This is a genomic window from Sediminibacillus sp. JSM 1682029 (assembly GCF_041366435.1).
Lineage (GTDB): Bacteria > Bacillota > Bacilli > Bacillales > Amphibacillaceae > Sediminibacillus > Sediminibacillus terrae.
On record NZ_JBEWYY010000001.1, the window covers coordinates 599,609 to 620,528 of the forward strand.

General features: G+C 44.6%; 18 protein-coding genes and 2 pseudogenes. 9 read left to right on the forward strand and 11 right to left on the reverse strand.

What is annotated here, in order from left to right; all coding sequences use genetic code 11:
* Window positions 1-124: 124 nt before the first annotated feature.
* A complete protein-coding gene (locus tag ABVF09_RS03040; RefSeq protein WP_051382075.1) occupies window positions 125-949 on the reverse strand; it encodes an N-acetylmuramoyl-L-alanine amidase in 825 nt (274 codons plus the stop codon).
* 356 nt (window positions 950-1,305) lie between these two features.
* Between ABVF09_RS03040 and ABVF09_RS03045 the strand changes: the two genes are divergently transcribed.
* A complete protein-coding gene (locus ABVF09_RS03045) occupies window positions 1,306-1,866 on the forward strand; it encodes a YkoP family protein (protein WP_371068590.1) in 561 nt (186 codons plus the stop codon).
* Window positions 1,867-2,430: 564 nt separating this feature from the next.
* On the opposite strand, the gene ABVF09_RS03050 is transcribed toward ABVF09_RS03045, so the two are convergent.
* Window positions 2,431-3,285, reverse strand: coding sequence for a metallophosphoesterase (locus tag ABVF09_RS03050; protein ID WP_026771605.1), 855 nt, complete (start codon window positions 3,283-3,285; stop codon window positions 2,431-2,433).
* A 155-nt stretch (window positions 3,286-3,440) separates the two neighbouring features.
* Here ABVF09_RS03050 and ABVF09_RS03055 point away from each other — a divergent pair, with 155 nt between their 5' ends.
* The 3 genes from ABVF09_RS03055 to ABVF09_RS03065 all read left to right on the forward strand — a co-directional run bounded on the left by ABVF09_RS03055 (window position 3,441) and on the right by ABVF09_RS03065 (window position 8,145).
* Window positions 3,441-4,538: an MGDG synthase family glycosyltransferase gene (locus tag ABVF09_RS03055; RefSeq protein WP_153462082.1), complete on the forward strand. Its 1,098-nt coding sequence runs from the start codon at window positions 3,441-3,443 to the stop codon at window positions 4,536-4,538.
* Between the two features lie 123 nt (window positions 4,539-4,661).
* Complete coding sequence (locus ABVF09_RS03060) at window positions 4,662-6,647, forward strand: methyl-accepting chemotaxis protein (protein WP_026571725.1); 1,986 nt, start codon at window positions 4,662-4,664, stop codon at window positions 6,645-6,647.
* Window positions 6,648-6,936: 289 nt separating this feature from the next.
* Window positions 6,937-8,145, forward strand: a complete 1,209-nt coding sequence (locus ABVF09_RS03065; RefSeq protein WP_026571724.1) for a S8 family peptidase — start codon at window positions 6,937-6,939, stop codon at window positions 8,143-8,145.
* A gap of 185 nt (window positions 8,146-8,330) precedes the next feature.
* Here the strand turns inward: ABVF09_RS03065 and ABVF09_RS03070 are convergent.
* The 7 genes and pseudogenes from ABVF09_RS03070 to ABVF09_RS03100 all read right to left on the reverse strand — a co-directional run.
* Window positions 8,331-8,552 (reverse strand): annotated as a pseudogene (locus tag ABVF09_RS03070) (MerR family transcriptional regulator); the annotation flags it as partial.
* Window positions 8,553-8,590: 38 nt separating this feature from the next.
* Window positions 8,591-9,322 carry an exonuclease domain-containing protein gene (locus tag ABVF09_RS03075; RefSeq protein ID WP_026571723.1) on the reverse strand — a complete coding sequence of 244 codons (732 nt, stop codon included), beginning with the start codon at window positions 9,320-9,322 and terminating at the stop codon, window positions 8,591-8,593.
* Window positions 9,319-10,281: a DUF294 nucleotidyltransferase-like domain-containing protein gene (locus tag ABVF09_RS03080; protein WP_237648595.1), complete on the reverse strand. Its 963-nt coding sequence runs from the start codon at window positions 10,279-10,281 to the stop codon at window positions 9,319-9,321. Before ABVF09_RS03080 ends, ABVF09_RS03075 begins: the two co-directional genes overlap by 4 nt.
* Window positions 10,282-10,307: 26 nt before the next feature.
* Window positions 10,308-11,579 carry an ammonium transporter gene (locus ABVF09_RS03085; protein ID WP_026571721.1) on the reverse strand — a complete coding sequence of 424 codons (1,272 nt, stop codon included), beginning with the start codon at window positions 11,577-11,579 and terminating at the stop codon, window positions 10,308-10,310.
* Window positions 11,580-11,913: 334 nt separating this feature from the next.
* Window positions 11,914-12,528 carry a PH domain-containing protein gene (locus ABVF09_RS03090; protein ID WP_153462084.1) on the reverse strand — a complete coding sequence of 205 codons (615 nt, stop codon included), beginning with the start codon at window positions 12,526-12,528 and terminating at the stop codon, window positions 11,914-11,916.
* Window positions 12,529-12,561: 33 nt separating this feature from the next.
* Window positions 12,562-12,816 (reverse strand): hypothetical protein, encoded by a 255-nt coding sequence (locus ABVF09_RS03095; protein WP_371068591.1) that lies wholly within the window; start codon window positions 12,814-12,816, stop codon window positions 12,562-12,564.
* 37 nt (window positions 12,817-12,853) lie between these two features.
* A complete protein-coding gene (locus ABVF09_RS03100; RefSeq protein WP_026571718.1) occupies window positions 12,854-13,072 on the reverse strand; it encodes a CDGSH iron-sulfur domain-containing protein in 219 nt (72 codons plus the stop codon).
* Between the two features lie 276 nt (window positions 13,073-13,348).
* On the opposite strand from ABVF09_RS03100, the gene ABVF09_RS03105 reads away from it, so the two are divergent.
* A complete protein-coding gene (locus ABVF09_RS03105) occupies window positions 13,349-16,294 on the forward strand; it encodes a PBP1A family penicillin-binding protein (protein ID WP_371068592.1) in 2,946 nt (981 codons plus the stop codon).
* Between the two features lie 49 nt (window positions 16,295-16,343).
* On the opposite strand, the gene ABVF09_RS03110 is transcribed toward ABVF09_RS03105, so the two are convergent.
* On the reverse strand, window positions 16,344-16,955 hold the full coding sequence (locus ABVF09_RS03110) for a YpjP family protein (RefSeq protein WP_026571717.1): 612 nt from the start codon (window positions 16,953-16,955) through the stop codon (window positions 16,344-16,346).
* Between the two features lie 202 nt (window positions 16,956-17,157).
* Here ABVF09_RS03110 and ABVF09_RS03115 point away from each other — a divergent pair.
* From ABVF09_RS03115 to ABVF09_RS03125, 3 genes and pseudogenes are all read left to right on the forward strand, one after another.
* A pseudogene (locus ABVF09_RS03115) lies at window positions 17,158-17,733 on the forward strand (peptide-methionine (S)-S-oxide reductase MsrA); the annotation flags it as partial.
* Window positions 17,734-17,962: 229 nt separating this feature from the next.
* Window positions 17,963-18,871: an ABC transporter ATP-binding protein gene (locus ABVF09_RS03120; RefSeq protein WP_371068593.1), complete on the forward strand. Its 909-nt coding sequence runs from the start codon at window positions 17,963-17,965 to the stop codon at window positions 18,869-18,871.
* Window positions 18,872-18,890: 19 nt separating this feature from the next.
* A complete protein-coding gene (locus ABVF09_RS03125; RefSeq protein ID WP_026571715.1) occupies window positions 18,891-19,634 on the forward strand; it encodes an ABC transporter permease in 744 nt (247 codons plus the stop codon).
* Between the two features lie 55 nt (window positions 19,635-19,689).
* On the opposite strand, the gene ABVF09_RS03130 is transcribed toward ABVF09_RS03125, so the two are convergent.
* Window positions 19,690-19,911, reverse strand: a complete 222-nt coding sequence (locus ABVF09_RS03130) for a hypothetical protein (RefSeq protein ID WP_026771612.1) — start codon at window positions 19,909-19,911, stop codon at window positions 19,690-19,692.
* Between the two features lie 105 nt (window positions 19,912-20,016).
* Here ABVF09_RS03130 and ABVF09_RS03135 point away from each other — a divergent pair, with 105 nt between their 5' ends.
* Entirely contained in the window at window positions 20,017-20,871 is an 855-nt protein-coding gene (locus ABVF09_RS03135) for a Rossmann-fold NAD(P)-binding domain-containing protein (RefSeq protein WP_371068594.1), read from the forward strand.
* Window positions 20,872-20,920 lie beyond the last annotated feature (49 nt).

The following is a 20,920-nucleotide window of genomic DNA, read 5'->3' on the forward strand; positions in this document are numbered from 1 at the left end:
CAATGCAAATCACCTGTTATCAAACAATAGCTTCTCCAGATTGGACACGAATATGTAATAACTGGCAGAAGGACAGTAAAAAAACAGGCCGCCAAGCTTTCACTCGACAGCCCGAAATGACTTGTTACCTCGTATATACTCGCACATATGTCGGATTGGCTGTGATATATAGCCCGCTTTTGATTTGATACATATACCCGCCGTCCACGTAGAATCGATCGCGGATTACGGTAAACACTTCACCACGGCTGACTATGACCGCCCTGTCATTCCAATCAGCTGAATTATACGTCCATAAGGAATCAGCAAGAATCTCAATATATTGTTGTCCGGTATTTCCGCCCCCATCATCTTCAAAGCTGATGCCGAAGAATCTGCAAATAGCTTTAGCGTGGATACGGGCGATATTGGCCACATAAGTAGCTTGTCCCGAACCGAAAATCCGCTGAAAATCAGCATCATTGGTCATGAATCCATTCTCCGTCAGAACTGCAGTCATATTCGTTTCCCGGCAGATGTGAAGATTCGTCCAACTGCCCGGCTGACTGGCATGAAGACCTGTGCCATGCGTGCTGTAACCGGCATTTTGCACTTCCTCGACATACAATTCTGCCAGCCGCCGCGCTTCACTTGCTGTGTACCAGTAAAAGGCGCAACGCCCCTCCGCACTGGCTGAAGAACTTGCATTCGCATGAATCGACCACACCAGATCGACATTCTGGGCATTATAGTAATTTGTACGCTGGGTCAAGCCCACCTCTGGTGAAAATGGCTGCTGATAAAGCAATGTGTCGATCCCGTTATTGCGAAGCTGGCGATCCAGTTCCTGTGCAACAAGAGAATTGAAGTCATGCTCTTCATATACCACTCCATTGCGAATAACCCCTTTTCCTCCACCATTTTCCCACGTATTTGATCCATGCCCGATATCAATCGCTACTCGTACCATCTATACCAGCTCCTTTATAAATGATTGGCAACAAGGGGTGGATCCTACAACACACTGTCGAAGCGGCGCCGAATCTTCGACAATTCAATGGGTAATCCAACCGCTTGTTACTAAATAAAGAAGACAGGCAGGTCTATTTAACAACCTGTTATTCATTTTTTCTTGGAACGGGGCCGGCATTCGTTAAAAACCGACGGAATACAGCGGAAAAAGCCTCATCTAATAAAACAGACCAGTGTCGTACACTGTCTGTCCCATTGCGAAAAGGAATTTTTTCCAATTACATATATAGGTAAATAAATATGATTTTTTACTACAAAATAAACATGGTCATCCGAACGAAAGGAATGAAGAACATGAGAAGGAACCTTATTCAGTTCTGGACTTATTCAGATCCCATTTACTTTCAATGCACCCGGCTCTCCTATATCAAAGATAATTCCAACGACTTTCAAAATGTTTTCAGGGTGCGGCTCACTTCTTATCAAGGAAAAGATATTACATTGGCAGATGGCACCTCCATTACCAGAAACGATACATTGATCAAAATCCATCTTCATAATATCCGGTTAATCAATGAAACATCTGCTATTCAGGGCGAGATCCGTAAAGCCAGGCACGTTTATCAAACGGTGCAAGCCTCCCTCCCTGGATTGGCAGCCTATGTACGAGATCATGTGAAACAGGAGCAAATAAAAGGCATTATCGGGATAACGGTGTTGAACCACAAAATTTGCAGAAGGCTTGGATTTGAAACCCATTCTATCTCCAACCCAGCTTATAAGTTGTTCAAACATGTCATTTTCTCCACAATCAATAAGCTCGCTACGAACACTTCAAGCCTTCATAAGACCAAGCAGGATCCGATGTATTTATTTATGTCTAAACAAAAATTGCTGAGTGCCTATAAAGAGTAGCCCTTTCCAAGAGACTGGAACAAAAGCATCGTGACCACAATGAAGTGGCCGGAAAAGCTTGGGCACCAAAACAAAAACCGAGCGAATTTGATTGATAGTTCAAATTCGCTCGGTTTTTAACCTTTGTCTTCCTAAGATAGACTTCTCATTATCCTGTTGTTTGATGCGTGCTTCGCATCGCTGCGGCAAGATACGTTTTCGGGGGCTGATTTTTATGTGTGCAAGACAAAATAACTAAACAGGGACGAAAACGAAAAACACTACGGAGGGTAAATCGGAACTTTCGAACCAACAACATAAATAGAAATAAGAAGGACTCCTCTTTCCATACGGTTTAGCTTTCCATGTAACGGTATGAGACAGAAAACAGAAATCAACCAGGAGTGGAGCATCGTTTGTTTGCGAGTAATTCTACGTGAACGGAGGCAAGGTACGCAGACTCCAGCGGGAAGAGCGCGAGCTGAAGTTCCACTTGGCAAGGCGGTATTCTTTGCAAAGTAAGCTGAAGCCGTGCCCGCGGAAAGGTGAAGAATAAGAATGGCTTGCTTTGATAAATCAGCCGCTTTAGCCTACTACTTTTTCTTGGATTGCTTCTGCCTCGGACTGTAACCGGTGGATGGTAATTTCCGGTCTGCTTCCGATACGGATATTCAAACCAGTCTGGCCAAGACCTTCACTAATATAAAGAGCCCTGCCCTGATACTGATGTAAACCTTTGATCATATTCATCTTCACCAGCTTGCCCATTTTCACTAAATGGTAAGCTTTGGGGTAAAGAATTTGACCACCGTGAAAATGGCCGGATAGCAGATAATCATACGAATAATCCTTCATTTCCAACACGACGTTGGGATCATGGGTCAATACAAGGCGAAAACCTTTTCCAACACCTTCGAAAGAGGGGGCAAGCTCGCTGTGACCAGTACCATAGTCATCGATACCGATGATATGAAACGGCTGTCCGTCTAAAAGGATGGTTCTGCTTTCATTCTGAAGCACCGTACAATTATTCGATTCCAACACCTCTCGTAAATCTTGAAAACTTTTATTATTCAATACATAATCGTGGTTTCCAAACACAGCATACATTCCGTAAGCAGGCTTCAAAAGATTCAACTTTTGCAAATACGGTTCCAATTTGGGAATCGTTCGTTTTCTGTCAAGAAAATCCCCTGTAAGTGCAATCAAATCGATCGATTCATCTTTTAATTTATCGTAGAGCTGCTGTGGGGATATCGATATATTTTCCAAATGCAAATCTGACAGGTGCAGAATCTGCAGTGGTGCTTCCTGTATGACGCCATTTGTTGATTCGTGATCCAATTGCAATGTATTGATAACCACATGCTTGGTGTTCTGATAAGCTTTTATTCCTATCATCGCCAAAAGGATGGCGACAGTTGTCAACATTAGATACATCGTAAGCACCTCCGCCCTTCATTATACAGGAATCCGATGAAAGCCAGACTAGTAAATACTGGTTTCGTTGCCAGAGAGATACTCATCCCCCCGTGAAAACAAAATGTTTTTTTCATCCATACTAACCTCAGGATAAAAAATGGAGGGAATCCAATGTGAAAAAACTTCTCTTTTTACCATTTTTGCAGCTTCCATCAGGACATCACCAAGTAGCCGATACAATCATCGATCACATCCGGGAACTCGATTCCCGGTTCATTTGCAAAAAAGTCGATCCTCTGGCTTACACTTTCGGTAAACTGGAAAGCCTCATTTCCGGGTCTTATCTAAAGTGGATCCAATACTTGCCGCAGACATATAATTGGCTGTACCGAAAATCGGTATATGATGATGCATCGGCACAAAAAAATTTCCGATTATATGACCTCCTATTCACGAACGCATTCCAAGCACTTTTGGAGGAGGAACGACCAGATGCTGTCATTTGTACGCATTCCCTCCCGTCCTATATCATCGGACGTTTAAAACAGAAGGAACACCTGAATGTTCCGCTCATCAATGTTTATACCGATTTTTTCGCTCACCAAATGTGGGCAAAGAAAGATGCGGATATGCACTTTGTCTCGTCTCGTATTTTCAAAGATGACTTGATTGAAAAAGGGGTGCATCCTGACACCATCTACCTAACGGGAATTCCCACCCACAAGGCTATCAAGCATTCCCGGTTCCGAATACCCGGACAAGGAAAACCGAACCTGCTGATCAGTGGAGGAAGTTTGGGAGTCGGCGGCTTAAAACAGCTGATCGGCAATATATCGGAAAAAAGTTGTACGTATTTTGTGCTTTGCGGAAAAAATGAAAAACTGTACACTAGCTTGCAAAAAGAGCATTCCCGGTCGATTAAACCGTTAAGATATGTCGAGTCCAGGGAAGAGATGAATGAAATATACGAGCAAATCGATGCTGTTATCAGCAAGCCGGGCGGCGTTACCATCAGCGAGTGTACCAAAAAGCGGAAACCGGTCTTTATTTACCATGCTTTGCCAGGACAAGAAGAAATCAATCTGGAACTTATCAAGCAGCTTGGCATCGCCATCGACAGTGTCGGAAGGCAAAACGTGGAGCAGCAGATTTTACAATTTTTCTCCGATGACATGCTAGCTCCCTGTTTGGAAGCAAATCTTGCTGCCTACCAACGCGATCTCTCCGCGGACGCCTCTTCTTTGCTCGCTCAGAAGTTGAACAGCTTGTAAAAAAAATGCTTAAAAAATGTTCTCTCCCTATTAAGATGTTGTAAATTAAGACGATATAATCATAGCGGGCATAAATTAAACGAGGCAACGTTTTATTTTGCAACAAGAACAGGGGGAAAACCAATGAAAAAGAAAAAGAGCGGCAACCGATCATTCAGTTTAAAAAACAGACTGATTATTGCTTTTTTAGGAGTACTATTAATTCCGAGCGTCATCATTGCAGTCAGCTCGTACATAAGCTCCGCAAACAAAGTGGAAAGCCAGATGGAAGAAACCATCAAGAAGAATGTGAACCTTGTCAGTCAGACGGTAGACCAATTCGTCTCCGCCCAACAGGAAAACATCGATTACCTGTCCAATACGATTCAAGCTGCCGACATTGAAAACAACAATGATGCCCGTACGCGGGAATTGCTGGATACTATCCAGGATTCCAAGGCAGATGTGGAGCAGACTTTTGTCGGCACCGAGGCAGGACAATTCATGAATTCACCGACATCTTTCAAAAACCCGCCTGATTACGATCCACGTGAACGACCGTGGTACCAGCAAGCAATGGAGGAAAAAGGCAATGTGATCGTAACCGATCCGTATGTCTCCAAGTCTTCCGAACAGGTAGTGGTGACATTGGCAAAGGCAACTGCCGACAACCAGGGTGTCGTTGCTGTCAACTTGAAACTCGGCAGTCTTACCGATATGACGAACCAGGTTTCGATAGGAAAAGAAGGATATTTATTTTTATTGGATGGCACCAATCATTACATCAGCCACCCGACCAATGAAGCGGGATCTGAAGCAACGGAAGACTTTTTCCAGGATATTCAAAACAATGAATCAGGAAGTTTTGATTACAGCTTCGAAGGAGAACAGAAAAAACTTGCATTCGCGACCAGTGATGTCACCGGCTGGAAAGTCGTCGGCACCATGTTCCAGGACGAAGTCAGTTCAGCAGTAATGCCCATCCTGATTACTACCATCATTGTCATCGCAATAGCAATCTTACTTGGCGGAGCAGTCATCTTCTTTATTATCCGCTCCATCAACAAACCGATAAGCGACCTGGTCAGCGCAGCTGATCGCATCAGTGACGGCGACCTCAGTGTCAGTGTCGATGTCCAACGCAACGATGAACTGGGCAAACTCGGAGAAGCATTCAACAAAATGCGCAACAATCTGAGCAACGTCATTTTGCAAGTACGTGAAAAAGCCAGCGGACTGGCTGCTTCGTCCGAGCAGTTGAACGCCAGCACCGAACAAAACACTTCTGCTACGGAGCAGATCTCGTCCTCCATTCAGGAAGTGGCTTCCGGAATGGACAGCCAATCTTCTCGGATTGTCGAAAGTACGCAAATGGCTGAGGAAATGTCCAAATCGATCCAGCTAATTGCAGAAAGCTCTAATGAAGTTTCATCTACGACAGCAAGTGCATCTTCTGCTGTAAAAGAAGGAAACAAAGCAATTGAAACAACGGTCGGGCAAATGGAATATATCAAGCAAACAGTCAACGAGCTGTCCGGCAGTATTCAAGGTCTTGGCAGCCATTCTAAAGAAATCAGCAAAATAGTCGACGTCATCACTGATATAGCCGAACAAACCAATCTGCTTGCATTAAATGCTGCCATTGAAGCGGCGCGGGCCGGCGAACACGGCAAAGGGTTTGCGGTCGTTGCAGACGAAGTCCGTAAGTTAGCTGAACAATCGGCACAATCGACAGACCAAATCCGTCAAATGATCGGAACGATTCAAACTGAAACATCCAACGCAGTGGAATCGATGAAATCAGGTACGGAAGAAGTCGAAAAAGGGATTACAGTGGTTCACCATGCCGGCGAGTCATTTTCCGAAATTACCGGATTTGTCACCACCGTTTCCCAGCAAATCGAACAGGTCACTTCTAAAATCCAGGAAATCGCCTCTGGTACCGAGCAATTTGTCAGCACATTTGAAGAAGTAGCAAAGGTTGCGGATTTCACTTCAGATGGAGCCCAGAATGTCTCAGCTTCTACTGAAGAGCAGCTGGCATCCATGGAAGAAATCAGTGGATCAGCCACTTCTCTCTCTCAAATGGCCGAAGAGTTACAGGATTTGGTCAAACAATTCAAAATTTAAACAGCACTCTTTTTTCACCCTGTGTAATCCGATTACACAGGGTTTTTCTTTATTTTTCAAACAGGATAGCTGGAGCATGTTTATTCTCCCCTTTTTATCAACAGCTTTCCTCTTTTTTTACAGAAAAAATGAAGAGTCGGGGCTTTTGGCATATATTCCCACCAGGAAACATCCCCTTCCCAATCCTCTTTAATCCAAGTAATTTTCTAGGATTTTCCCAACCTTATTTTAGCAGGAATTCCTAATTTATCGCAGAATTGGTAGATAAATCTTTTAAAGGAGGAATTGTATGAAAAGTTCATTGTTTGCCGGTTTGTCACTTGTTGTCTCTTTGGCCATTTTTCCGTCACTCACCGATGCAGCATCCACAACCGATCAGCTGGAAAAGTCAAAAGAAGCACCCGCTCCAGTAGCATCTGTCGAGAAAGGGAGCTATCAAAAAGGCGAGGTAGTCGTCAAATTCAAAGAGAAAGCGGGAAAATCCCTGCAGAGCAAGACATTGCAGAGTCTGAATGCAAAAGTCCTTCCTGATGAGGATAAGGTGGATTCCCCTTTCAAAGTGCTGCAAGTAGGCAATGTAGAAGCAGTCGTAAAGGCACTCGAGAAAAACCCGAATGTAGAGTATGCAGAGCCGAACTACACATTTAGTGCGACCTGGACACCAAATGATACTTACTATCGCAATTATCAGTATGGACCACAGAACACCTCCACTAACAGAGCATGGGATGTAACGAGAGGTAGCAGCGGCCAGGAAATAGCTATTTTGGATACAGGCGTCGATTACAACCATACTGATTTGGACAGCAAAACGATTAGAGGATACGATTTCGTCGATAACGACTACACACCGATGGACTTGAACGGTCATGGCACTCATGTTGCAGGTACAGCCGCTGCGGAAACAAACAACGGAGCGGGTATCGCAGGCATGTCACCGAATACATCCATTCTAGCTGTCCGGGTATTAGATGCCAACGGTAGTGGTTCACTGGCTGATATCGCTGATGGCATTCGATATGCTGCCGACTATGGCGCAGAAGTCATCAACTTATCGTTGGGATGTAATTGCGATACACAAACTTTGGAAAATGCCGTGAATTATGCTTGGAATAAAGGTTCCGTAGTTGTGGCAGCCGCTGGCAACGACGGTGTTTCCACCACTTTCGAACCTGCGTCCTACAACAATGTCATCGCTGTCGGAGCGGTTGATCGAAACGATCAAAAGGCATCGTTCTCCAACTATGGTACCTGGGTAGATGTAACAGCTCCAGGTGTAGATATTGCAGCCACTGTCCCTAACAATGGGTATGCATATATGTCCGGAACCTCGATGGCCTCCCCTCACGTCGCAGGTTTAGCCGGATTATTAGCCGGACAAGGAAGAAACAATGTCCAGATCCGTCAGGCCATCGAACAAACAGCCGATCCAATCAGCGGAACTGGTTACTATTTCGAGCATGGCAGAATCAATTCCTATAATGCTGTTAATTATTAATCAAAAGAAACACATGACCCGACCTGCTCCCCCCACGACCATTTTGGCAGGATAAAAAAGGCTTATGACTGTGTAAGAGCAGTCATAAGCCTTTTCGATTTCTGCCAATCCATTTTCTACTTCTGCACCGCCTTTTCTTTGAAAACCAAGAAGCTGTTCCTTGTTGATCACGAATTAAGCATTGCCTTGATGCCGGCAATATTGATTCCTTTGTCGATCAGCTCCTTCACTTCTCGCAGCCTGTTAATGTCGTTCAAGGTATACACCCTTCTATTAGCTTCGTTTCTGGCAGGTTTAATCAATCCATGCTTTTCATAGTACCGAATCTGTCTGGCAGACAAACTTGTTAAATCCTTCACTACACTGATCGGGAAAGCAGCTACATCGTCAGGAATATCACGGCTCAACCCCTTCCCCTCCTTTTACTTCCTCTCCAATGGCAGCCTCATTTGGATGCCAAGTGTGCGTATACTTCCTTTAGGTTTGTAAATCCACGTTTTTGCACCGTTTCAATACATGCCGCCCAAAGGCGTGCGGCGGCAATGGCGTCATGAAGCGCATGATGTCGATGGGGAATTTCTATTCCGAAGTGGGCACAGCATTCATCCAATGTCACCAATTGTGCATCTGGTTCTGCGGTCTTCGTCAAAAAAGATGTATCGATTACCCGGTGTTGGAAGTTCATACGAAGTGACATCCAGGTTGCATGCTTCATAAACTGCTTTTCATGACTGGCGTGATGTGCCACTAACGGGTCGGTTTTGATAAACTGGTAGAATTCCCTTAATACATCATGAATGGTATCAGCCTCTGCAAGCGCCTCATCCGTCAATCCGGTAAGATTCGTTATTTCTTCAGGAAGAGCCGTTTCACAGTTCACGGGAGCATAAAACGTTTCCTTGTCAAGAAGCTGATCACCTCGCATTTTCACAGCCCCGATTGATAGAATCTGATCCCCTTTATACGGAAAAAAACCAGTCGTTTCCAAATCAAAAACGACCACCCTCAATTCTGATAAAGGTACTTCAAGTACCTCTTTGTTTTTCAACTCCCGCTGCAACTCCCGCATGTAAGCTATTTTTCCAGGGTCTGACTGATTCGGAAGCGTTGCATAAGGACTTACTCCAAATTTTCCCGACATCTGTTTCACAAATTGAATCATCTGATCCATGATCATTTCGGGCACGCTTCTTCGATTTTGGATTTCGTTTTGGAAAAAAGCTTATATCCTTTTCTCATCATGTTCTTTAACTCCTGTTTTTCCTGTCTGTTTAAATCCTGAATCGGGACAAGGTGCACTTCCTTATATGTCTTTGCATCTCTGCGAAATTTCAACCGGAAATCCAGAAGTGCTCTAAAGTCTTTTTCATACGTCTTCAAAAAACGGTCTTCCTCGGGCAGCTGGTTGAATCTCGATAAGGTGGAAGGAGCGTAAATCTTATTCTTTAAGGCCAGTAGTCTTAACGCATTGACATACGGAAAAAACGCCTTCTGTTTTAAATGGATGGAGCCGGTCTGTTCCCCTTGTCGTTCAGGAAGCAGCTGTCCGAATATACCGATTCCTTTCCGATAAAAATCAACGTTATCAATGAGACGACGATAAAGGCCCGGCTGCTTTTCAAGGATCGAAAAAGCGGTTTGTTTCAGTTGCGCTAAATAGTCGGTATTCCCTATCAAAACCCGGGAATCAAAGAAAGTGGAAAAATGACGTAAGGACTGCCAGCTGGCTTCCGTCAACCACTCCGTCACTTGCCGATGCCATCCCTCCACGGACTTACACCACAGCGGATTGCAAGACATCACTTCTCCATCGCAGCGCTCATAACCAACCGCCTCCAATGCGTCTGCTATTTCAACTCCTGCCCTTAAAAAATAAGATTTACTCGAATCATCCCCGGCAAAAACAATACCGTGGTCTTGATCGCTCCAAACCGATTGTTCAAACCTGCCGGCACTTCCCATTAAAAAGAAAGCAAAGGGAGCAGGGGGGTCTCCCAGCTCTCCTTTGACTTTTTCAAGTGCCAATCGGACAGTGTTTGCCATCAATTGATCATGGTATGAATTCAGTTTTTGATGATCTGCTGCAGCTGCCATGAGAGATTGGCGCTGAGCGTTGATTTCCTCATAAGATTTCACAACCGAATCCATCCTTTTTGACAACATTACGCTCCTGTCGCTTCCGTATTTTTATTGGTCTGTGGCAAATTTTCAGGATAACCATAGCTGCCATGTTCACTCAAGTCTAGGCCGACGATTTCTTCTTCTTCCGAAACGCGGAGGCCGCCCATGACTTTTTGCATGATTTTCAACAGGATGAAGGCAACAACAAAGGCATACAACCCACTGGTGACAACCCCCATGATTTGAACGCCCAATTGTTCGAAGCCTCCGCCATAGAATAGGCCCGGTCGACCGACACTTGCCAATTCAGGCGTCGCGAATAACCCATTGGACAAGGTTCCCCATACACCTACTGTACCATGAACAGACAATGCGAAGATGGGATCGTCGATTTTTGCTTTGTCGAAAAATTTCATGCTCAAGAAGACGATCAATCCACCGACAAACCCGATGACTACTGCTGCCCAAGGTTCCACGAATGCACAAGATGCCGTGATGGCAACAAGGCCTGCAAGCGCACCATTCAAGGTGGTCGGCACATCCGCTTTTCCAGTGACCGTCCATACAATCAGCATTGCACCGATGGCACCGGCACCTGCTGCCAATTGAGTATTCAGCGCAACATATCCGAAGAACGCATCCGCTACTCCGAGTGTGCTCCCTGCGTTGAACCCAAACCAGCCGATCCAAAGAATCAACACACCTAACGCGGTATATACCTGATTATGACCGGCAATATCATTAGAAGAACCATTTTTGTTATACTTACCGATTCTCGGCTTCAAAATGATGGTTGCTGCCAACGCAGCCATTGCTCCAGTCAAATGGACAACTGTCGATCCAGCGAAATCCTGTTTCCCGTGATCGGCGAGCCAGCCGCCTCCCCAAATCCAATGGGCAACCACCGGGTAAATAAGCGCCGAAAACAGAACAGCGAATACTACATAAGCAGACAATTTCGCCCTTTCCGCGAATCCTCCAAAAGCAATGGTCATCGCGATACAAGCAAATGCCATTTGAAAGAAAAAGTCGGTCGAACCCGCCAATCCCTCGCCCATGGTGGTGGCATCACCAAAAAAGAAATCGCCAAACCCGACTAACGTTCCTTCACTTCCATAGATTAACCCCCAGCCGACTGCCCAGAACACCAAAGAGGTGATTCCGACAGTGAATACTGTCTTGCCTGCAATATGACCGGCGTTCTTCATACGGGTCGAACCTGCCTCCAGCAAGATAAATCCTCCAAGCATCAAAAACACGAGTACTCCGCTAACCATGATCCATACATTATTCATTAAAAAAATAGGATCCATAAGTTCCCCTCCCCTTTCATGTGATGTCTTTTAACATCAAATGTTAAGTATAAATGTAGCAGTATCGGAATTTTCGCGCAATTCCATTGTAAGATTATCTTACAAGGTTTTTTGGGGAAAGGGTTTCCATTTCCGGGTCCTTCTTCCTGTTATTTTCATGTTCTTTCACGACTCGATAAGTCTTTAGAAGCACTTCTCTCCGTTTTTCTCTTTCTTCTGGACATCATCGTTTTTTGCTATTTCAGGGGAATAGTGGAATTCAATCGGGACGTCGACCAAGAAAAAACAAGGGCTGTGCGTAAGTCTTTTATCGACTTATGCACAGCCCTTTTCTTCAATGATTGATAAACAGTTCAAAAATTTCTCCGTAGTCTTTTCTTGTATAAAGCTTTTTCTGACTTTTTAACCAGTCAAATGCTGCCTGGTTGATATCATGGAATTCCTCCGATATACGCGCTTCGCTGCTCCTGCTTTGGTTAAGCGTGGCAGATGCCAGCTCAAGACTTTGCTTCGCGTAATCAAGGTAAAGCTGGTTGTCCTCTGTGATTTCCTCCATTTTCAAAAGAGTCTTATATAAATCTTTTATTTCGGCGATGAACTTTTTATGTACATCGATAGAAAATGCCGTCCCGCCTAACGTGAACTTGATTTCTACATCCAAATCGATGGTTCCTGCTGTTTCCAGTGCCACGTTCGAGACATCCTTTGCATAGTAACTATGTCGATGCAATGTCTTCTTCTTGCTAGTGGCACTCGTGCCATCCAAGTGAATCAACGCCTTGTTTGTGAAGCAATACTCATCTGACTTTGATTTGATCAAAAAGTAGATTTTTTCTCCATCCTCGTGCATCACATAATCATCGGCGTCCGTTTTGTCGTAATCCTCCGGTGTGATCACACTTCCGATATCACTTAATCCCAGCGCATCTGAAGCTACCTTTTTAAACATTTTATTGCCCCTCCTTCATTTATCCACTCATGACTATTGAGAATCGACTATGAACCAAAATAACGCAAAGAACGCAAACAGAATCAAAATAATCCCGATGATGATAACGATAGTCAGAACCCAGCCAATGACTTTTCTCCCTGTCTGGATCCAATAGATTCCAAGCGTCAACAAGCTGAATATAAAGCCTAGTACTCCCCATAAAACCGGGCTCTTTCCATGCTTAGGCGCATCGACCACTAGGTAGATGGTGACCACCACTGAAATAATCAAACCGATGAATTCCATAACTTTCCCCTTCCGCTTTTCTCAAGCTCACCTATTTTTATTCTTTCTCGTGTACCCGCGTTTTGCTTTCGAATCCAATTTTCTTATGCGTACCGTCACAGAACGGCTTGTTGCTGGAAGCACCGCACCTGCATAAAGAAAATGCGGGTTTTGTTTCATACACATTGCCTTCTGCATCCAACAATTCGACTTCCCCCTTGACTAGGATGGAGCCGTTATCCCTCACTTGAATCATTGTTTTTTGTTTCTCGCTCATCTTCATCCCCCCCTCCTCTAAAATTGTACTTATTGCCGGGCGGACTGTCCAGTCTTCCTCCAGGTTGTCCCCCGAAATGGCTTTTTTTATAGTAGATTCCAAAATACAAAGAAACATGACTGAACAGCCCGACGTTTTGGCAAAAACTGAAAGTTCCATCACAGACTGAATCGGGTATACAACCAAGAGTCTTTATTTTTTAGTATGAATCAGCGTACACAGAAAACCCGAAACTGGAAGAACCGTGTACGCTTTATTGAAAGTGAGGAAACCAACATGGCTGAACAGAATTCCCGAATGAAAAGAAGGAAAAAGAAACCACTTTGGCTGAAACTAATTTTCCTGCTTTTTATATTAGGACTGGCCGGCCTTCTGACTGGTGCCGGTGTGTTTGCTTATTACGCGAACCAGGCTCCGCCTTTAAGTGAAAAGGAATTGGTAGATTCGGCCGCCTCCCAAATCCTTGATAAAGACGGCAACGTGGTGGCAGCGATAGGCAACAAAAAAAGAGAGCAAGTAAATTATGACGAAATCCCCGATTTAGTAGAGGATGCCATTATAGCTACAGAAGATGCCCGATTTTATGATCATTTCGGTGTTGATCCTCTGAGACTTGGCGGAGCGGTGATAGCCAATGTAACCGAAGGATTTGGCTCTGAAGGAGCCAGCACGCTTACACAACAAGTCGTAAAACGCTCCTTTTTATCGTCGGAGAAGACTTTAAAAAGAAAAGCCCAGGAAGCTTGGCTGGCTGTTAAACTGGAGCAGGAATACAGTAAACAGGAAATCTTTGAAATGTATGTCAACAAAATTTATTTCTCCGATAACATATACGGCATCGAGACTGCAGCCGACTACTATTTCGGCAAGGAGCTTGAAGAGCTGACGCTGCCGCAAGCGGCACTGCTTGCCGGTATGCCGCAAAGCCCGAACGGTTACAACCCATACGACCATCCCGAACGCGCCAAGGAAAGACGTAATATCGTCCTCGCTCTAATGGAAGAACACGATAAAATTTCCCATAAGGAACGTGTGGAGGCAGAAAAAACGCCGATCACCGAGGGACTCGTCGAACGGGATGAGGGAGAACGGACTTACTTATCAGCTTCTGATGGGTATGAGGCTTTTATAGACGTTGTCATCAGTGAGGTAGATGCCCTCGGCGATTACAATATTTACGAGGATGGTTTGAAAATCCACACTACCCTGGACCCTGATGCCCAATCAACTGTCGAAAACATACTGGACAAGGAAGAGGTAATTGATTATCCAGAAGATAAGGACGGGCAGCCTTTCCAGGCAGGAATCACATTGCTTGATACAAAAAGCGGGGCGATCCGGGCTGTTGGCGGCGGCCGTAACTATGCCAAGGAAACCAAACGCGGTTTCAATTTTGCCACCGATACAAGCAGGCAGCCTGGCTCCGTCATGAAACCGATTTTGGCATACGGACCTGCTATTGAATATAAAAAGTGGTCCACCGCACATATAGTCGACGATGAAAAATTTAAATATGAAAATGGCGAGGAACCACAAAACTGGGATGGGGAATATAAAGGGGAGATCACTATACGCGAAGCATTATGGGATTCGCGAAACATTCCGGCCATCAAAACGTTCAATAAAGCCGGACACGAAAATGCCGCCGATTTCGCCGAAAAGCTTGGTTTGAATTTGGAGGAACCCTTGATGGAAAGTGCAGCAATCGGCGGAATATCAAAAGGCACGAGCCCCCTGGAAATAGCCGGGGCTTATGCCGCATTCGGAAACGGTGGATCATATAACGAACCATACACTGTTACGAAAATCGAAGAAAGAGACGGAGACACATTGGAAACGGAACATGAGAGTCAACAGGCAATGGAAGACTATACCTCTTACATGGTTACCGATATGTTAAAGGATGTCATTAAAAAACCGGCAGCCACAGGATACAAGGCGAATATTCCCGGACTGCCTGTAGCGGGAAAAACCGGCACCACCAATTATTCAGATGAGTCAATAGAAAAATACAATATTCCGGATGACAGCTCACCGGATTCCTGGTTTGCCGGTTACACGACCGATTACACAGCAGCAATTTGGACCGGCTATCAAGATAGAAAAAACCCGTTGACAGGAAATGAAAAAGATATCGCCAAAAAGATATTCAAGCATGTCATGAAAGAGGTTTCCAAGGATACGGACACTGAAGACTTCACTAAGCCGGATAGTGTCGTAGAAAAAGAAATAGAAGAAGGGACCAATCCTCCGAAACTCGCCAGCAGTTTTACTCCTGAAGACAAAATCTCAACCGAACTGTTTGTAAAAGGAGAAGTCCCCAAAGAGGAATCAGAGGAATTCATCCCGGAACTGCCTGCGCCCGAAGAATTGTCTGCAGACTACGTTAAAGAAGAAGCAACGGTCCGATTAGACTGGGACTATGAACAGGAGGAAGACGACGACCGGGAGGTGCATTTTGAGGTGGAGGTATCTGCCGAAGATGGTTCCGCCGCCACAACTAAAGAAACAGACAAAACGGAAATAGACATTCCTGCCATCGATTCGGGTGGTTCCTACACCTTTACTGTCCGGGCCGTCTCGGAAGAAGAGGAAAGCGATCCTGCTTCCATCGTTGTCGACACACATGACGACGCACAAGAAAATTCGGAGAGCAGTTCTGATCAGGAACAAAATAACGGTGGAAATGAATCAAACAATGAAGAGAAAGAGAAAAGCAATTCTTCTTCCCAGGGGGATGAAAATGAAACAGACAACAAGGATCCAAAGAACAATACCGAAACCCAAAAAGATACCGAACAAGAAAATGAAGAGGAACCATCTCCCAACGAAGACACAGAGCAAGATTCGGAGGATCAAGATGAAAGTGAACAGGAAAATTCGAGTGATTCTTCCCAAATCCCCGAAGAAGAGTCTGGTAGTGGAGACTCAAATGAACAAGGACAGAACAAGGAGGAAAACAATTCGGAGTCATCAGATGAATCAAGTGGAAGCACCGAAGAAAACAAGAATGACGAGAAGGATACTGACAGCACCACCAACCAAAATAATGACTCCAATGAAAACAACAATAGTCAGACGGAAAATAATAAGATGGACTTGGGGGAAACCTCCAGCTCCACAGAAGCCGAAAACAGCCAGGATAAAAGCGAGGCAGATCAACCAGGGGGGTCTGACGGTTCAGGAAGTGATGCTGCAAACAAGAAGGATTCAGACGGTTAATAATAGAGAAAGGCAGGAGCCTGCAGCTCCTGCCTTTCTTTTTCTATAACTATGCCATCCATTTTGGCGGCGTATTTTTGTCCCAGTAAATTTCCCCAATCGTGTAGTGCCCTTCAAAGCCGTCCCTGTTTAAATGATAATGGAAATTAAACCAGTATCCTTCCCCAGGACGGTTATCACGCCGAACGTGAAATTTAGCTACATCCTCATCAGTCTGGTAGTCGTGGATATTGAAAATACGTTCGCCATAGCCGCTTCCCGATTGTTCCGTGATGACAAAATAAGGGATTTTGTCATCGCCTGCTTCTGTCAAAATATCATGGACAACTTGTTGAAGCACCGGAAGAATATTGGAAGTGAACTCATCTTCCACTTTGGGATAAATCCTTGGACCAAGTTTTGCAGCCGTTCGCTCAGCTGCTTGTTCCGTGAAAGATGCAATCAACTGGCTATTGTCTGTTGTTCCATCAGTCGGCGGTTCTGCTTCGTCTTCCCTCTCCATCACACCAACAGTAGAAGAAGTATGTGTTTCGGAATCGGATTTTGAGAGAACTTCGTCTTTTTCTGCTGCGCTCGTATCCAGATAGTTCGGAGGGATGTACATACCCAGCGTCATGAATGTTATCAAGATGACAGATATTTTCTTCAACCAGAGCTTCATAGAAATGTCTCCCTTTATGTACTACTTTTAGTTTATCATGTTATGTTGAAAAGTCTATCAAACTTTTTGACCATCCACTGGACATTGTCGAAGTAAACACGTATGATGAATGAAAATTGATTTTTGGAGGGTTATCATGAAAACGGGAAGGACCGATTCACTGCAGATCGCCACTCTTGGCATGGGATGATTCTGGGGTACAGAAGCCCGGTTCGGGCATTTACCTGGAGTCGTTCGCATCCGCACTGGCTATGCCGGCGGGACAACAAATCATCCGACTTATAAAACAATCGGCAATCATACCGAAGTGGTCCAAATCGACTTCGATCCATCGCTTCTTTCCTATGATGCACTGCTTGAACATTTTTGGAATAGCCATAACTCTAACCGCAGAAACTATAAAGGCCGCCAATACTTGTCTTTGTTGTTATATCATGATGCGAATCAGCTGCCTATGATTCAGAGGGTTAAAAAACAGTTGGAAACACTGTCACCGATGACCATTCAAACAGAAATCGCCCCTTTTAACAGCTTCACACTAGCTGAAGAAAGACACCAAAAATACTTTTTAAAAAGATACCCAGACGCAGTGACCAAGTTGCAAAAACTGTACCCTACTTTTGAAGCCTTTAATAACGCCACCTTGACAGCCCGCCTAAACAGTTTTGTGAAAGGCTGGATCACGATGGCGGCGTTGGTGTCAGAAATCAAAACCTGGCAAATCGCTGAAGCAGAGAAGGAAAAAATACTTCATACAATGAAATCAATACGCTGGTGAAATATGAAAATGAGCAGGACCGCCAATCGACAACACAAACGATCGATCGGCGGTCCTTTCTTTTAAACTCTCTCCGGTAAAACCTCGTTTTTGAGTTTTTGGAAAAATTTCAAACGTCACCTCCCTTATCTTACGGCTCCAATTAATGAAAATTTCTGAAACCTTTTCCGGTAACTTGCGTAAAGTGAAAGAGATGTTTTTACAAAGGAACTTTTAAGGAGGGGAAAAATTGATTGAAGTAGCCCGAGTTAGCAAGTCCTATGGCAACCTCCAGGCACTGGCCAGTATCGAGTTTACCATCGACAAAGGAACTTGCTTTGGTCTTGTCGGTCCGAATGGTGCCGGAAAGTCGACATTGATGAAAATTCTTGCTGGCATTTTACAGCATTTTGAAGGTGACATTGTCGTTGACCGTTTTTCTGTAACAAAAGAAAAACAAGCAGTAAAGCAACTGATCGGCTATGTACCGCAGGAACTTTGTCTGGAAGAAACATTGACAGCAAGAGATAATTTGCTGCTATTCGGCCGACTTTACGGACTTTCAGGAAAAGATTTGCATAATCGTATGGAGGATGTTTTGGAAAAAATCGGTTTGGCCGAACGAAGCAAAGACAAAGTGCTGAAATTTTCCGGAGGGTTGAAACGTCGGTTGAACATCGGTTGCGCCCTGCTGCATGAACCCGCCATCATTATCATGGATGAACCCACCGTTGGTATAGACCCACAATCACGAAAATCCATTTTCTCCATTATCGAGCAGTTAAAAGCAGACGGCAGCACCATTATTTATTCCAGTCATTACATGGAAGAGGTCGAACACCTTTGTGACAGTATCGGTCTTATCGACAAGGGAGTATTATTGGAAAACGGAACCATGGACAGGTTGTTGGAAAAGTATGGCACCCCTTCTTTATATGTTTCCGGCGATACAATAGAAGCAGAGCATCTCCACCCCTACCCTATCACCTCTAAAGGAGACGGCTTTTTAGTCATCGATGCAGATCCGCTCTTCGTATTGGAGAAGTTGGTCATCCGATTTCGAGAACTGGAACTGCAACCACGTAGATTGGAATTGTATTATCCGAAGCTGGAGGATATTTTCTTTCAATTGACCGGTACAATGCTGCGGGATAACTAAATCAGAAGGAGAGATTAGATTGTGGGCGATAGCAAGGACCGAGTTAAAAAAGAACATACAAGATAAAGGAATATGGTTTTGGACTTTTATTTTGCCAATTTTATTCATTGTTGTTTTTGTTGCTGTTTTTTCCGGCCAGGAAGGTGTGGAATATAAAGAAATCATCACACAGATCATCCCTGGATATGCGGTCATGTTCACCTTTTTCATCATGATTTCCATGGTCATCACCTTCATAAAGGATCGGGAACGCGGGATGGTCGCTCGCATAGCCAGCACTCCCCTGCCTGTCCAAAGCTATTTTTTGGGTAAATGGGTGCCTTTTATGATTATTGTCCTCCTGCAAATCGCTGTTCTGTTCCTATTCGGGTTCCTTGTATACGACCTGCCGCTTGGTGATCCGATGGCACTTATCGTCATGTCCCTTTTTCAGGCTTTTCTTGCAACAAGTTGGGGATTGGCAATGGCAGTCCTGGTGAAAAGCGAAAACATGGGGATCGCACTGACGCAAATCCTTGCATTGGGAGGAGCCTTGCTTGGCGGTTTGTGGATGCCGATCGAAATCATGCCGGACATCATGCAGACCATCTGCAAATTCATCCCGCAATATTGGGGATTGGAAGGCTATAAAGAAATCTTGCTTCATGGCGGCGGCATTTTGGATATATGGGTGCCTTTAACCATCTTGCTTGCCTGCGGGGTGGTCGGCATACTGATTGCCATAAGCGGTTATCGACGGTACTTGCGTTTATCTAAAAGCTGAAGTGAAAGCATTCATCCTGCGCCGAGGCAGGAATGGATGCTTTTTTGAATGTAATCTATTCCGGCTTTTTTTGTTTTCGGAAATACTCCGATAGTTGGATTACCCGGACATCCCGGGGATGAAGTTCGTGATAGATACCCCTGCTGTCTCGAAATGTGACGTAATCATCCCGCTCACTTTGAATCAGCTCTTCGGCCAGTTCCTGGGACTCTGCAAAGATGAACCGGCGGATGTAGTGTTCCTGATCAAAAAAATAGGTTACTTTAAACTCTTTCACCCCTATCCTCTCCTCACCTTAGCTTTTCTACATTTTATCAAATGGGCATGGTTGATTTACAATGAAAAGATAAACAACAAGATATATAGGGTCGGAGGAATGACGATGACAAAGATAAATCGGTTGACGGTTGCTATTATAGGAGCCGGTTCAACTCTACAGGACAATATCCAGGACAAACTGGCTGGAAGTTACAATGCCATGGGACTGCGTAAATTACAATCAGACCTTTTTAACGTAAATGCTATAAAAAGTGAATTGCAAGGGGCAGACTTGGCAGTATTTTCTTACCCTGTTGCATTCCCAGCAGCACGTCTATCCCAGGCGCATCTGCCGGAAATGACGGTGCTGGCAGCTGACAGCTTTACGAGAGCTGCCAGAGAAACAAACTTAAAAAAAATCATTTATTTGAAGCCTGACGGGGGGATACCTTCTGATAGCCCTGCCGAGGTAGAAAAGATGCTCCAAACTTCCGGTATACCGGTTAAAACACTCCCACTTCCATCGACCTTATTTGAGGTATCGAAAGTATTTTCCGACCGGACTGCAGGCGTTCGTTCTATTCAGCGTGTCAGACTGACCTATGGAAAAGATGCAGAGTGGACAGCGTTTTATTACCTGAACTGGTTGAATCGAATGGCAAGCCCGCTAATCAACATAAAATGGCGTGGGAGTTCGTGCGAAATACACACCCGTTTTCTGAGCCATCCACTGCTCGTTCTTCAATATTCTTCAGACGCAAGTAGTTCAAATCGAACCGTTTTTCGAATAGCAGGAGGGCTTCTTGCAGCCGACTCTTCAGGCAGACTGGAGTTTTGTCAAGTTCCCAACGACGATTGCATAATTGCTATTCACGGTTATCGGCCATCCCTGCCCTGGTTTGTCTACAAATATAGCCAGGCAATGATCCACCTGTTGGTGATGAAGCTGTTTAAAAAGCATACGGAGCGGATGACTTAGTACAAATGAATTATCACCTTGTTGATTTTCTTTTTAGGGCGAGCCGCTT